Annotated in this window: 14 protein-coding genes; 10 read left to right on the forward strand and 4 right to left on the reverse strand. The window is 67.7% G+C overall.

The window, feature by feature from the left end; all coding sequences use genetic code 11:
* Positions 1 to 21: 21 nt before the first annotated feature.
* The 5 genes from ACFQ9K_RS17230 (at position 22) to ACFQ9K_RS17250 (ending at position 5107) form a co-directional block, all read left to right on the forward strand.
* A complete protein-coding gene (locus ACFQ9K_RS17230; RefSeq protein ID WP_378716807.1) occupies positions 22 to 1263 on the forward strand; it encodes an AAA family ATPase in 1242 nt (413 codons plus the stop codon).
* Positions 1260 to 2489 (forward strand): VWA-like domain-containing protein, encoded by a 1230-nt coding sequence (locus ACFQ9K_RS17235; RefSeq protein ID WP_378716809.1) that lies wholly within the window; start codon positions 1260 to 1262, stop codon positions 2487 to 2489. The genes ACFQ9K_RS17230 and ACFQ9K_RS17235 overlap by 4 nt, the downstream gene beginning before the upstream one ends.
* A gap of 118 nt (positions 2490 to 2607) precedes the next feature.
* Positions 2608 to 3828, forward strand: coding sequence for a Tm-1-like ATP-binding domain-containing protein (locus ACFQ9K_RS17240; RefSeq protein ID WP_378716896.1), 1221 nt, complete (start codon positions 2608 to 2610; stop codon positions 3826 to 3828).
* A complete protein-coding gene (locus tag ACFQ9K_RS17245; RefSeq protein ID WP_378716810.1) occupies positions 3825 to 4655 on the forward strand; it encodes a phosphoenolpyruvate hydrolase family protein in 831 nt (276 codons plus the stop codon). Before ACFQ9K_RS17240 ends, ACFQ9K_RS17245 begins: the two co-directional genes overlap by 4 nt.
* A 41-nt stretch (positions 4656 to 4696) precedes the next feature.
* Entirely contained in the window at positions 4697 to 5107 is a 411-nt protein-coding gene (locus tag ACFQ9K_RS17250) for a cupin domain-containing protein (protein ID WP_378716811.1), read from the forward strand.
* A gap of 38 nt (positions 5108 to 5145) precedes the next feature.
* Here ACFQ9K_RS17250 and ACFQ9K_RS17255 read toward each other — a convergent pair whose 3' ends face one another.
* On the reverse strand, positions 5146 to 6291 hold the full coding sequence (locus ACFQ9K_RS17255) for an acyl-CoA dehydrogenase family protein (RefSeq protein ID WP_378716812.1): 1146 nt from the start codon (positions 6289 to 6291) through the stop codon (positions 5146 to 5148).
* A 157-nt stretch (positions 6292 to 6448) separates the two neighbouring features.
* Between ACFQ9K_RS17255 and ACFQ9K_RS17260 the strand changes: the two genes are divergently transcribed.
* A complete protein-coding gene (locus ACFQ9K_RS17260; protein WP_378716814.1) occupies positions 6449 to 7123 on the forward strand; it encodes a TetR/AcrR family transcriptional regulator in 675 nt (224 codons plus the stop codon).
* Between the two features lie 153 nt (positions 7124 to 7276).
* Here the strand turns inward: ACFQ9K_RS17260 and ACFQ9K_RS17265 are convergent, their stop codons facing one another.
* The gene (locus tag ACFQ9K_RS17265) at positions 7277 to 8545 is read right to left on the reverse strand and encodes a matrixin family metalloprotease (protein WP_378716815.1); all 1269 of its coding nucleotides are present in this window, start codon (positions 8543 to 8545) and stop codon (positions 7277 to 7279) included.
* Positions 8546 to 8867: 322 nt separating this feature from the next.
* Here ACFQ9K_RS17265 and ACFQ9K_RS17270 point away from each other — a divergent pair, with 322 nt between their 5' ends.
* Positions 8868 to 9233 carry a hypothetical protein gene (locus ACFQ9K_RS17270; protein WP_378716818.1) on the forward strand — a complete coding sequence of 122 codons (366 nt, stop codon included), beginning with the start codon at positions 8868 to 8870 and terminating at the stop codon, positions 9231 to 9233.
* A gap of 33 nt (positions 9234 to 9266) precedes the next feature.
* Here ACFQ9K_RS17270 and ACFQ9K_RS17275 read toward each other — a convergent pair whose 3' ends face one another.
* Complete coding sequence (locus ACFQ9K_RS17275; RefSeq protein WP_378716819.1) at positions 9267 to 9701, reverse strand: MarR family winged helix-turn-helix transcriptional regulator; 435 nt, start codon at positions 9699 to 9701, stop codon at positions 9267 to 9269.
* Positions 9702 to 9776: 75 nt separating this feature from the next.
* Here ACFQ9K_RS17275 and ACFQ9K_RS17280 point away from each other — a divergent pair, with 75 nt between their 5' ends.
* The 3 genes from ACFQ9K_RS17280 to ACFQ9K_RS17290 all read left to right on the forward strand — a co-directional run bounded on the left by ACFQ9K_RS17280 (position 9777) and on the right by ACFQ9K_RS17290 (position 11505).
* The gene (locus tag ACFQ9K_RS17280; RefSeq protein WP_378716820.1) at positions 9777 to 10583 is read left to right on the forward strand and encodes an alpha/beta fold hydrolase; all 807 of its coding nucleotides are present in this window, start codon (positions 9777 to 9779) and stop codon (positions 10581 to 10583) included.
* A gap of 130 nt (positions 10584 to 10713) precedes the next feature.
* Positions 10714 to 10941, forward strand: coding sequence for a hypothetical protein (locus ACFQ9K_RS17285; RefSeq protein WP_378716821.1), 228 nt, complete (start codon positions 10714 to 10716; stop codon positions 10939 to 10941).
* A 123-nt stretch (positions 10942 to 11064) separates the two neighbouring features.
* On the forward strand, positions 11065 to 11505 hold the full coding sequence (locus ACFQ9K_RS17290; protein WP_378716823.1) for a nuclear transport factor 2 family protein: 441 nt from the start codon (positions 11065 to 11067) through the stop codon (positions 11503 to 11505).
* A 7-nt stretch (positions 11506 to 11512) separates the two neighbouring features.
* On the opposite strand, the gene paaK is transcribed toward ACFQ9K_RS17290, so the two are convergent.
* A complete protein-coding gene (gene paaK / locus ACFQ9K_RS17295; RefSeq protein ID WP_378716824.1) occupies positions 11513 to 12820 on the reverse strand; it encodes a phenylacetate--CoA ligase PaaK in 1308 nt (435 codons plus the stop codon).
* Positions 12821 to 12833 lie beyond the last annotated feature (13 nt).

The raw sequence follows: 12833 nt of genomic DNA on the forward strand, positions 1-12833 counted from the left end.
TCGACCCCAAGGTGATCACCCATGCTTACTGCTGTCCGCACGTCCGCTGACCGTGCCCCGCGCGCCCAACTCGACATCGCAGGCGAACTGCTGACCCTGCTGCGCGAGGCGACCACCGAGCCACGCCCCAACAACCAACTGGCGGCCCTCGCGCTGGCCGTGGCCGCCGACCTACCGGTTCTGCTGTGGGGCGAGCCGGGCATCGGAAAGACCGCCGCCCTCACCCAGCTCGCCGCCGACCTGGACCTCCCGCTGACCACCGTGATCGCGAGTGTGCATGAGCCGTCCGACTTTTCGGGTCTGCCCGTGATCGGAGACGATCCGGCGGTGCAGGGCGTCCCGATGGCGCCGCCGGATTGGGCCGTGCAGCTCGTCCGCGCCGGCCGCGGACTGCTGTTCCTGGACGAACTGTCCACCGCGCCGCCCGCCGTGCAGGCCGCGCTGCTTCGGCTGGTCCTCGAACGCCGGATCGGCACCCTGCGACTGCCGCCGGACGTCCGCATCGTCGCGGCGGCCAACCCGCGCTCCTCGGCGGCCGACGGCTGGGAGCTGAGCCCGCCGCTGGCCAACCGGTTCGTGCACCTCCAGTGGACACACGAGCACGATGTCGTCGTCCGCGGTCTCGGCGGAACCTGGCCGCACGCGACGCTGCCCCGCTTGGCGCCGGAGAAGCTCACCGAGGCAGTGGCTTTCGCGCGCCGCGCGGTATGCGTCCTGCTCGCCGCGCGGCCCGCGCTGGTGCATCAGATCCCCACCAGCGAGGCGCGCAGGGGTGGTCCGTGGCCGTCGCCGCGAAGCTGGGAGATGACCCTGCGGCTGGTCGCCTTCGCCACGGCGGCGGGCTCTTCCCGCGATGTGCTCTCCCTGCTGGCCCGGGGCACGGTCGGCGACGGGCCCGGCTTCGAACTGCTGGCCAGTCTGGACCGGATGGATCTGCCGGACCCGGAGGATCTGCTCGCCGACCCGGCCTGCGCCGTGCTGCCCGAACGCGGGGATCTGCGCCAAGCGGTGCTCGACGCGGTGGTGGCGGCGGTCCGGAAACGTCCGGAGCGTTCGCGCTGGGACGCCGCATGGGCGATCCTGGTCAAGGCCCTCGAGAGTGGCGCTCCGGACCTGATCGTCGTTCCCGCAACGACTCTCGCGACGCTGCGCCAGGGCGACTGGGATGTTCCGGCGGCGATCGAAGAACTCGCCGGGGTGGTAGCGGTCGCGCAGGAAGCGGATCAGGCGGCGGGCCGCGTCGCCGCGCGGGCAGGCCGATGACCACGCCGAAAACGCTGGATCGCGACAAACTCTTCGCCGCCCGGCTGCACGCCGCCCGGGTCCGGCCCTACCTGGCGACTGCCCTGTTCGCCTTGGCCGTCGTCGAGTCCCGCACCGTACCGACGATGGCGGTCGATCGGCACTGGCGGTGCTACGTGTCGCCGGCGTTCGTGGACCGGATGCCGGTGGAGGACCTGGCCGCGGTGTGGGTGCACGAGGTGTCGCACCTGCTGCGCGACCATCACGGTCGCAGTGCGCGATTCGCCGAGCGGCACGCGCTGACCGGACCGGCGGAACACCTGCGCATGAACATCGCCGCGGACTGCGAGATCAACGACGACGCGTTCGGCGACGGACTGGTCCAGCCGGCGGGCGCTGTCCTGCCATCGATGTTGCGGTTGAACGCGGGCGAACTCATGGAGGACTATCTGCGCCAGTTCCGGCTCGGCCCGCTGACCGACGGCATGGCCTGGCTCGACTGTGGCAGTGGCGCGGACGGAATGGACCGGGAATGGGATCTGGGGCCGGACGGCGCCGACGGGCTCAGCGCGCAGGAACGCGACGCGGTCCGATTCCTGGTGGCGCAGGGCATCATCGGGCGTCCGGGGAACGCGTCCCAGGGCTGGAAGCGGTGGGCGAAGGAGACCTTTCATCCACCACAGCCGTGGCGCGATCTGCTGGGCTCGGCGCTGCGGTCCGCGGTCTCCAGTCCCGGTGTCGGCGAGGACTACACCTATGGGCGTCCGGCCCGGCGCTCGGCCGGGGTGCCCGGCGTCGTGCTGCCGAGCCTGCGGCGGACGCCGCCGCGGGTCACCGTGCTCATCGATACCTCGGGGTCGGTCAGTGACACCGAACTCGGCACGGCGTTGCTCGAGGTGGCCGCGATCAGCCGTGCCGTCGGTGGGCGGCGCGACCTGGTCAGCGTCTTGTCGTGCGACGCGGCGGCCGGGGTCGTGCACCCGCTGTGCCGGGCGGAGGGCATACCGCTGGTGGGCGGTGGCGGCACGGATCTGCGCGCCGGGTTCGCGAAGGCGCTGCGAAACCGGCCCGGACCCGATGTGCTCGTGGTGTTGACCGATGGTCAGACACCCTGGCCGGACCGACGACCGACGTGCCGGACGGTGGTCGGTCTCTTCCGTCGACCGGCCGGGTCGCCGAACGAGGACGATCCCGATTACGTTCCGGACGCGCCACCGGCTTGGGCCAGGGTGGTCGAGATCGGGTAGTGGAACGCCTTGCCGGTCAACGCTTATCCCGCATTCGGACCACGCGGACGGGCGAACTGGGACAGATTGGGAGGGGACGTCGGAAGCGGATCGACAGGAGGGACGTCGCGTGGCCGTCATGTTGCTGGGCACCTTCGATACCAAGGGGGAGGAGTACGCGTACGTCCGTGACGTGATCGCCGGGGGTGGCACGGACGTCGTTCTCGTCGACGTCGGTGTGCTGGGCACCGCGCCTCTTGTCGCCGATGTGGACGCGTCGGCCGTCGCCGCCGCGGCGGGCGCCGATCTCGCCGAGCTGCGACAGCGTCGCGACCGTGGCGCGGCCCTCGACGCGATGGCGGCCGGGGCGCGCGCCATCGCGGTGGATCTGCACGCGCGGGGCCGGCTCAGCGGGGTGCTCGCGCTCGGCGGCAGCGGGGGCTCCTCGATTGCCGCGAAAGTCATGCGGGCGTTGCCCGTCGGCCTGCCGAAGCTGTTGGTCTCCACCATGGCCGGCGGGGATGTCTCGCCCTACGTCGGGACGACGGACGTGACGCTGATGTACAGCGTCGTCGACGTGGCGGGGATCAATTCGATCTCCCGCCAGGTGCTGGGCAACGCCGCCGCCGCGATCGCCGGGATGGCCGGTGAGTACACGCGCAGACGGTCGAATCCCGGTGCTGCTCAAGACAAACCGCTCGTCGCCGCGACGATGTTCGGCGTGACCACCCCCGCGGTGGACACGGCCCGAGCCCGATTGACCGAATTGGGCTACGAGGTGCTGGTATTCCACGCGACCGGCTCCGGCGGCCGCACCATGGAGAACCTGGTCGCCGACGGGTATTTCGCCGGTGTCCTCGACCTCACCACCACCGAGCTGGCCGATGAGATCGTCGGCGGGGTGCTGTCCGCCGGGCCGGATCGGCTGACCGCCGCGGCCGAGGCGGGCGTTCCGCAGGTGGTCAGCCTCGGCGCGTTGGACATGGTGAACTTCGGGCCGCGCGGTACCGTGCCGGAGCGGTTCGGGGCACGACACCTGCTCGTGCACAACGAGACCGTCACGCTGATGCGGACGAATGTCATGGAGGCGGCCAGAATTGGTGCGGTGCTCGGCCAGAAGCTCGCGGCGGCAACGGGACCCACCGCGTTGTTCGTTCCGCGTGGCGGACTGTCCGCCGTCGATGTGGACGGCGGGCCGTTCTGGGACCGTGCGGCGGACGCGGCATGCATCGAGGCCGTGCTCGCGGCGGTGGCCGGAACCCGGGTCGAGGTGATCGACAGCGACCAGGACATCAACAGCACGGCGTTCGCGACGGCGGCCGCCGAGCATTTGCACCGACTCATCAGGAGCGCACCGTGAATCGTGTACAGGCTCTCGCCAGGTTTCGCAGTCAGCTCGAGGCCGGTCACCCCATCATCGGCGCCGGTGCGGGCACCGGACTCTCGGCCAAGTCCGCCGAGGCGGGCGGGGCCGACCTCATCATCATCTACAACTCGGGGCGGTTCCGGATGGCCGGGCGTGGGTCGCTTGCCGGGCTGATGCCCTATGGCGATGCCAACGCGATCGTGGTCGAGATGGCCGCCGAGGTGCTGCCCGTGGTCGAGCAGACCCCGGTGCTCGCCGGTGTGTGCGGCACCGATCCGTTCCGGCAGATGCCGCGGTTTCTCGACGAGCTCCGCGCGATCGGGTTCGCCGGCGTGCAGAACTTTCCCACCGTCGGGCTGATCGACGGTGTGTTCCGCGCGAATCTGGAGGAGACCGGCATGGGTTTCGAGCTCGAGATCGAGCTGATTCGACTGGCTTCCGAGCGTGAACTGCTCACCGCGCCCTATGTGTTCGACACGGAGCAGGCGACCGCGATGGCGCAGGCGGGCGCCGACATCATCGTGCCGCACATGGGGCTGACAACGAAGGGGAGCATCGGTGCGACCACGGCGATCACCCTCGACCAGGCCGTGCGGCGAGTGCAGGAGATGCGGGACGCGGCCGCGGCGGTCGATCCCGGCATCATCGTGCTCTGTCACGGCGGTCCGATCGCCGAACCCGCCGACGTGCGCTACGTGCTCGAGCGCACCCACGGCGTCGCGGGGTTCTTCGGCGCCTCGTCGATGGAGCGGCTGCCCACCGAGCGGGCCATCGCCGAGCAGCTGCGCGCGTTCAAGGACGTCCCGCCCAATCGATCCTAGTGAAAGATCCCGCCTAGCTTCATCGTTGGAAGGAGAGTCCTATGTACCGCGATCCGAACGCCGTTGCGACAATGGTTTTCGACTGGGGATCGATCAAATGGCATGTCTCGCCCGACACCGTCGACGGCGCGTCGTCGACGCTCGGTGAGGTGGTGATCAATCCGAACAAGGGTCACGACCGGCACGAGCACCCCGAGTCCGACGAGATCCTCTACGTGATCGAGGGGGAGGGGCGGCAAACCGTCGGTGACAGTGGTGAATTCGCGATCAAGGCGGGCGACGCGGTGTGGATTCCGCGGGGCACCCTGCACTCCACGTACAACACCGGTTGGCGGCCGCTGCGACTGGTGGCGACGTACACGCCCGGCGGCGCCGAGGCCGCCCTGCGGGGGCTGCCGGATTTCGTCGAGCTGGCGCCGGGGGCGTTCCCGACCTGGAAGCAAGACGGCTGAGCCTGCGCGGGTAAGTCCGCCGCGCAGGCCGACGCCCGTCAGAGGGTACGGGCGATGATCTCCTTCATGATCTCGTTGGTGCCCGCGTAGATCATCTGCACCCGGTTGTCCACCCACAGGCGCGAGATCGGGTACTCGGTCATGTAGCCGTATCCGCCGTGCAGTTGCAGGCATTCGCTGGCCACCGACATCGCGCGGTCGGTGGTCCACCACTTGGCCATCGCGACCGTGGCGATATCCAGTTCGCCGACAATGTGCTTGGCGATGCAGTCGTCGGTGAAGACGCGCGCGATCTTGGCCTCGGTGGCGACCTCGGCGAGCTTGAACTTGGTGTTCTGGAACTGGAAGATGGTGCGGCCGAATGCCTCTCGCTCCTTGGTGTAGCGCAGCGTGTGTTCCAGGGCGGTCTCCATGCCCGCCACCGCGCCGACCGCGATGATCAGGCGCTCCTGCGGCAGCTGCTGCATCAGCTGCACGAAGCCCTGGCCCTCTTCGGTGCCGAGCAGATTCGCCACCGGGACGCGGACGTCCTCGAAGAACAGTTCGGAGGTGTCCTGGCCCTTCTGCCCGATCTTGTCCAGCACCCGGCCGCGCCGGAATCCGGCCCGGTCGGCCTCGACCAGCACCAGGCTGACCCCGGCGGCGCCCTGCGTGCTGTCGGTCTTGACCACCACGATGATCAGGTCGGCCTGCGCGCCGTTGGTGATGAACGTCTTGGATCCGTTCACGACGTACTCGTCGCCGTCACGGACTGCCTTGGTCTTGATGTTCTGCAGATCGGAGCCGGTGCCGGGCTCGGTCATCGCGATCGCGCCGACCACCTCGCCGCTGGCCATCTTCGGCAGCCACTGCCGCTTCTGCTCCTCGGTGCCATAGGCGAGCAGGTAGTGCGCGACGATGCCGTTGTGCAGGCTCGCGCCCCACGCCGTGTCCAGCGCCCTGGCCTGCTCCTCGATCAGCACCGCCTCGTGCGCGAAGGTGCCGCCACCGCCGCCGTATTCCTCCGGGATGGACAGGCACAGCAGCCCGAGCTCGCCCGCCTTGTTCCACAGGTCGCGGTCGACGTGGTGCTGGTCGATGAACTTGTCGATGTTCGGCGTGACCTCCTTCTGGAAGAAGGCGCGGGCCAGGTCACGCAGCGCGTCCAGATCGTCGTTCATCCAACTCGACCGGTAGGCGGCCATCGAAGCTCCTTTGGTTCGGCGCACCACTGGCAAATATATGTAACCAGGGTTCGCGGGTACAGCATGTACCCGGCGGGAACAGTGTGTACCAACTCGGCCGCGCGGACAAGACACGATTCGGTATGGCCGGGCTGAACGTCCGATAGCGTGAGACCCCGTGGAGCAACGACGCTGGACCGACACCGCCGCCGCGCGGCGCTCGACCAGCCGCGCCCCTGGCCGGGACGAGCGTCGCCGCACCATCGTGGACGCGGCCATCGCGGCCATCGAAGAGCACGGGCCCGAGGCGTTGACCGGTCAGATCGCGGATCGAGCCGGATTGGCGCGCAGCCACGTCTACCGGCATTTCGCCAGCAAGGAAGAGTTGGACCGGGCGGTGGCGCGCAGGGCGCACGACGATCTCACCCGGCAGATCCGGGCCGCGCTCGAGATCGAGGGTTCCCCGTACGCCATCATCCGAGCCCCGATCGCCGAGCACGTCGGATGGGCCAGTGAACATCCGAACCTGTACATCTTCCTGCTCGGACGAAACTACCGCCGCGGCAACGACGAACCCAGAATCGGCGGCAGCGCCTTCGCCTCCGAGATCTCTGCCGCCGCAACAAGATACATCCCCAGGTTCGGCGCCGACCCACTGGCCGCCGACCGCCTCGTCGTCGCCCTGCTCGGCCTCATCGACGCCTCGGTCCGCTGGTGGCTGGTCCACCGCGAAATGAGCGAACCGGAATTGGTGGACCAGCTCACCACCGAAGCCTGGCTACTCGTCGATCACCGGCTCCGCGGCCTCGGTATCCGACTGGACCCGCACGCGAACCTCAACGGCGACGGTTGATCGGTTCCTGCGCATAGCTCCGATTCGGCTCGAAATGGCCTGGGCTGCAAGCACGCAAGGCGTGCAATGTTGCACGGTATGCCAAAACGGAGGGGTTTGTGCGGGCGAACTCCCCGGCGGCGCAGGGGAGTTCGGCATCTTCTCGTCGGTTGGTCAGAACAGGCTGCCTGCGCCTGCGAGGTCGCCGAACATGTCGCCACCGCTGAATCGATCGGTGCCGGACTTGCCGAACCAATCGAAATCGTCGTTGCCGCCGCCGGTGAACAGGTCACCGGTGTCGAAGAAACCGCCGGTGTCGCCACCGAATTGGTTGCTGTCGCCGAACAGGTCGCCGGTGCTGAATTGGTTCGTGTCGCCGAACGGGTTGTCTCCGCCGTCGCCCAGCCAGTCGAAGCCGTCTCCGCTGCTGGACGGGTCGCTGACGTCGCTGCCGAAGCGGTCGCCGGACTCGTCGGTGCGGTTGTCGCCGAGCCAGTCGAAGTCGTCGCCGAACGGGTTGCCGCCGTCGTCGCTGAACATGCCGTCGTCGGACGAGTTGTCACCGCCCAGCCAATCGAATTCGTCACCGGGATCGCTCGGCGAACTGTCGCCGGCGTCTTCTCCTGGCCCGCTCTGCCAGTCGTCGCCGGAGTCCTGACCGGGCCCGCTCTGCCAGTCGTCGCCGGAATCCGGTCCCGGCCCGCCCTGCTCGTCGTCGCCGCTGTCTTGTCCCGGCCGAGGGCGCTGCGCGGTCGGCCCGGTGCCTGGATCCTGCGGTCCACCCGGCTTCGTGGTGCTGTCCGGTGTGGTGCTCGTCGGCTTGTTCGGATCCGCTTTCCCGCGCTGGTACATGCTGTTGAGCTGACCGATTTCATTCTTGCTCAACGGAGTCGGGCCGCTGTGGCAGCGATTGACCGAGCTGGCCATGATGCTGCACCCGCTGTCGTTGTGGTCGAGGCCGATCGAGTGCAGGAGTTCGTGTGCGGCGATCTCGGTTCGGTCGTCCGGATCGAAGTTCTGATTCTTCGGATCGAGTTTGACGAACGGGCCGCCGTTATCCCAGCCGCCGAGCCCGGCCACGCCGCCTTCGAAACGCTCGTTGCTGATATTGATCGCGCCGTTGCCCGTTCCTGGTTTCAGCACGAAGTTCAGTCCCGGCGTCGAATTCAGGTGTTTGACCGCGTTCTCGATGCCCGCGTCCTTGATTCTATTGTTGTAGTGAATGATCGCCCGGCCATCGGAGTCGTAGCCCTGAACCTTCGCGCGGAAGCCGAAACTCGGGGCCGCGGCGGATGCGGTGGCGGTGGTCGTCAGGCCGAGCCCGACGGGGGTGAGTAGGGTGCCTGCGACCAGCGCGGCGAATAGTCGGGGTGTGCCATTCCTCGGCGACTTCGCGGCTCGATGCTTCCCGTGATAGTTGCGACGTCCGGCAACAGTCGGCATAACCTGGAGACCTCCGTGTGTATGAAAAGCGAGCTCCACCACTCGCTGCTCGGCACCGGCGACTGTACTGCCGAAACATCCGACAAGCACCCTATGTAAGCACCGCCTTAACCACTGAAAAGTGGCCTACATACACACTTTTCGAACTCTTAAGTACGTCCTTGCAGATCTATTAGTTCGGGGAAATCACCGCCGGACTTCTTGATTGCCGTCGTTCGGCTGTACGCCCGCCGGGACGGCGGGCGCCGATGCGGTAGTTCTACTCACCGGCACGCGTAGTTCCTCGGTGTATCGCGGCGCGCGGGGTCCCTATGCTCGGGCTATGTCCGATGCCTCCACCGAGAATGCGTTCGCCCTGAAAACCGCTGGTCTGGGCGCGGTTGCCGCGGTTGTGCCGGCGCCGTTGGCGGCGGCTGTGGTCGCCGTGGTCTACCGGTTTCCGGTGCCGCTGGCGGAGGACTATGCCCGTGGGTTCGGAGGAGCCGGCGATGCCGCGCTGGCCAGCGTGTTCTATCTGCTTCTCGGTGGTGCGCTGGTGCTCGGAATCCTCGGCGGCATAGGCGGTTTCGTTGCCGCTCGGCTCGACGCCCGTCGCGCTCGATACCGCACGCTGGCCGTCTCGGTGGGTATCGCGCTGCTCGCCGCGAGCGCCCTGTCCGTGCTCGAATTCTCCATCGGCGCTTGGTGAGCGCAAGGGCATCGAGAGACGCGACGGCTCGGATCAGGTCTTCGGCTGGTCGTGGTCCAGCGGCGTGGTCAGGATGAGGTCGAGGAGATCGCCGAGGGTGTCGATCTGGGTGGGCGAGAGAGCGGCGAAGGAACGTCGTTGGACGGCTTGTACGCGCTGGGCACCTTCGGCGCGGATCTGTTCGCCCTTGGGGGTGAGGCGGTGGCGGACGGCGCGGCCGGGGCCCTGCATCCGCTCGATGAGCCCGCGCTCGACCATTCTCGCGGCCAATGTCCCGAACGATTGATCGGTCTGAAAGGTCAACTGCGCCAAGTCGTGTAGCGAGGCGTCGGGATGGCGATCGAGATGACGGAGGGTATCCCACTGCACCAGCGAGACGCCCAGCGCCGCGAGTTCGGCGGTGAGCGCGCGGTGGTGGCGGTGCTGGACGCGCTTGATCGACAGGGCCACGTCTCCGATCGAGGTCATGGGGCCAGCATAACTCAGGTTGTTTATATCAACATCCTTGTATAAGGTTGCTGATATAGATCCCAGGAGGTTTTCATGAGCACCACCCGCACCGTCGACGTGACCCTGCCCGAACTCGGCACCATCGCGGTACGCGTTAGCGAACGAGGGGAGGGCCGCCCGATCCTGCTGCTGCACGGCGGGGCCGGCTCCGTTTCGGTCACCGGTTTCGCCGACCGCCTCGCCGCCGAACGCAACGCCCACGTCTACACCCCCACCCACCCCGGCTTCGACGGCACCGAGCGTCCCGAACGCCTCACTTCCGTCGGTGAACTCGCCGCCCTCTACGCGCAGCTGCTGGACGTCCTCGGCCTCACCGACGTCACCGTCGTGGGCAACTCCGTCGGCGGCTGGATCGCCGCCGAACTCGCTCTCCTGCACTCGAATCGGGTGTCCGGCCTGGTGCTCGTCGACGCCGTCGGCCTCGAGGTCGCCGGCCATCCGGTCATCGATTTCTTCGCCCTCGACCTCGCCCGGATCGCGGACTACAGCTACGCGGACCCCGATCCGTATCGGATCGACCCGACGCAACTCAGCCCCGCCGACTTGCGGGTAATGGCCGGAAACCGCAGTGCCCTACAGATTTACGGCGGTTCGATGACCGACCCGACCCTGCTCGGCCGCCTCCCCGGAATCACCCTGCCCACCCTCGTCGTCTGGGGCGACGCCGATCGAATCGTCGACCCCGAGAACGGCCGCGCCTACGCCGACGCCATCCCCGGCGCTGAATTCGTCCTCATGCCGAACACCGGCCACCTCCCGCAGATCGAATCCCCCGCCGAACTGATCCCGCTCCTGTGGAACTTCGCCGACGCCCACCCCGCCGGCGAGCCTGCCGCCTGAGCTGCCGCGCCGAGCAACGCCCCTGCGGGTTCCCGCCTCCATTCGTTCCGCATCCGTGAATCATGGGTAACAATTGTGTGTACAAAAGGCGAACGATGCACGGGCTGACCCGTGTCGAGGTGGGTGTCCCGTGCACGACGAATCCGATCTGGCGCAGGCGCGGGTGTTCTACGAACTGCTCAGCGCCGAGGCCGAGAACCTGAGCTCGGCGATCCAGTCCACGGCGACCCTGCGGGGCACCCCGCGCTCGACCACGGAGGGCCGGCGCCTCGAACGCGACCTGCGTGAGGTCCGCCGCTGCCTCGATCGTCTCCGCAACAACTTTCCCGAAGTCGGTGACCAGCCGAAAGCCGGGTGAAACCGAATGATCGGCCGGCGGATCGCCGCGGCACCAGAGACCGGCCGTTAGGTTCATGTCGGACAGCAGTGTGGGACCGATGCCGCGCGGACACGCGCAGGTGGCGTGACCGAGGAGGTCTTGTTGGATTTCGAGGATTATCGAGCGATCAACGCATTGGTGTTGCGCTATGCCGCCGCTGTCGACGCGGGCGACTTCGATCAGGTCGGGGAGCTATTCGCCGACGCGGAGCTGACCATGGCGAGCGTCGATGAGCCGATCCGATCGAATGCCGCGGTTGTCGCGGCGATGTTCCGGCGAGCCGTTCGGATCTACCCCGACACCGGAACGCCGAAGACCCGGCATCTGGTCACCAACTTCGCCTGCACACCGGTCGGAACCGATGGGGCGCAGGCGACCTCCGCGATCATGGTGTTGCAGTCGACCGACGACTTTCCGTTGCAGGTGATCGCCTGTGCCGGTTACGACGACAGTTTTGTCCGGGTCGACGGGCAGTGGCGGTTCGCTCGGCGGCGAATCTCCCTGGATCACGTCGGCGACACCTCTCACCATTTGAATCGATAGGTGGCCCTCAGGTTCGGGGGCGGTTGTCGATCAGTCTGCGCGCCTTGCCGATCGAGCGTTCGAGGGTGGCGGGCGGGACCACGTCGACAGCGACGGTGACGCCGATGCGGTTCTTGATCGATTCGCGCAGCGTCGCGCACGAGGTCCACCGTTGATCATCGAGCACTCCGGGGCGGGCTTCGACTCGGATGGTGAGCGTGTCCATCCGGCCGGTGCGTTCGAGCACGCAGTGGAACTGCGGGGCCAAGGCCGGGACGGCCAGGATCAGTTCCTCGATCTGGGTGGGGAACAGGTTGACGCCGCGCAGGATGATCATGTCGTCGGTGCGGCCGGTGACCTTCTGCATTCGACGCATCGTGCGGGCGGTTCCGGGGAGCAGGCGGGTCAGGTCGCGGGTGCGATAACGGATGATCGGTGTCGCCTCCTTCGACAGTGAGGTGAATACCAATTCGCCCTCCGCGCCATCGGGCAGCACCGCGCCGGTCTCCGGATCGATGATCTCGGGATAGAAATGGTCCTCCCAGATGTGCGGGCCGTCCTTGGTTTCCACGCATTCCATGGCGACGCCGGGACCCATCACCTCGGAGAGTCCGTAGATGTCGACGGCGTCCATGTCGAGAGTCTGCTCGATTTCCCGGCGCATCTGTTCGGTCCACGGCTCGGCGCCGAATACCCCGACGCGCAGCGATGTCTTCGCCGGATCGAGCCCCTTGGCGATCATCGCGTCGGCGATGGTGAGCATGTAGGACGGCGTGACCAGGATGGCGTCCGGCGCGAAGTCGGTGATCAGCTGGATCTGGCGATCGGTCATGCCACCGGACATCGGAATCACGGTGCAGCCCAACCGTTCCGCGCCGTAATGTGCGCCGAGTCCACCGGTGAACAGCCCGTACCCGTAGGCGACGTGCACCTTGTCCTTCGGTCTGACCCCGCCCGCGCGCAGGCTGCGCGCGACCAGTTCCGCCCAGTTGCCGATGTCGTTCGCGGTGTACCCGACCACCGTCGGCCACCCCGTGGTGCCCGACGACGCGTGGATCCGCGCCACCTGATCCTGCGGCACCGCGAACATCCCGAACGGGTAGTTCTCGCGCAGCTCCTGCTTGGTCGTGAACGGGAACTTGGCCAGATCGCCGAGATCGTGCACGTCGCTCGGATGGACTCCGGCGTCGTCGAACGCTCGCCGGTAGTGCGGCACATTGGCGTAGGCGTGCTCCAACGACCAGCGCAATCGTTCGAGTTGCAGTGCCGAGATGCGGTCGCGGGTGGCGAATTCGATGTCGGGGGTGTCGGTGGGGGTGGGTAGGACGCCGGTCATCGCGGAACTCCAG

It is taken from the genome of Nocardia sp. NPDC056564, from assembly GCF_042793755.1.
Taxonomy (GTDB): domain Bacteria; phylum Actinomycetota; class Actinomycetes; order Mycobacteriales; family Mycobacteriaceae; genus Nocardia.

Bases quoted from the DNA above. Each gene is read 5' to 3' on its own strand.
- ACFQ9K_RS17265 (WP_378716815.1), bottom strand. From the start codon at position 8,545: ATGCCGACTGTTGCCGGACGTCGCAACTATCACGGGAAGCATCGAGCC.
- ACFQ9K_RS17250 (WP_378716811.1), top strand. From the start codon at position 4,697: ATGTACCGCGATCCGAACGCCGTTGCGACAATGGTTTTCGACTGGGGA.
- ACFQ9K_RS17275 (WP_378716819.1), bottom strand. From the start codon at position 9,701: ATGACCTCGATCGGAGACGTGGCCCTGTCGATCAAGCGCGTCCAGCAC.
- ACFQ9K_RS17280 (WP_378716820.1), top strand. From the start codon at position 9,777: ATGAGCACCACCCGCACCGTCGACGTGACCCTGCCCGAACTCGGCACC.
- paaK (WP_378716824.1), bottom strand. From the start codon at position 12,820: ATGACCGGCGTCCTACCCACCCCCACCGACACCCCCGACATCGAATTC.
- ACFQ9K_RS17240 (WP_378716896.1), top strand. From the start codon at position 2,608: ATGTTGCTGGGCACCTTCGATACCAAGGGGGAGGAGTACGCGTACGTC.
- ACFQ9K_RS17255 (WP_378716812.1), bottom strand. From the start codon at position 6,291: ATGGCCGCCTACCGGTCGAGTTGGATGAACGACGATCTGGACGCGCTG.
- ACFQ9K_RS17235 (WP_378716809.1), top strand. From the start codon at position 1,260: ATGACCACGCCGAAAACGCTGGATCGCGACAAACTCTTCGCCGCCCGG.
- ACFQ9K_RS17270 (WP_378716818.1), top strand. From the start codon at position 8,868: ATGTCCGATGCCTCCACCGAGAATGCGTTCGCCCTGAAAACCGCTGGT.
- ACFQ9K_RS17230 (WP_378716807.1), top strand. From the start codon at position 22: ATGCTTACTGCTGTCCGCACGTCCGCTGACCGTGCCCCGCGCGCCCAA.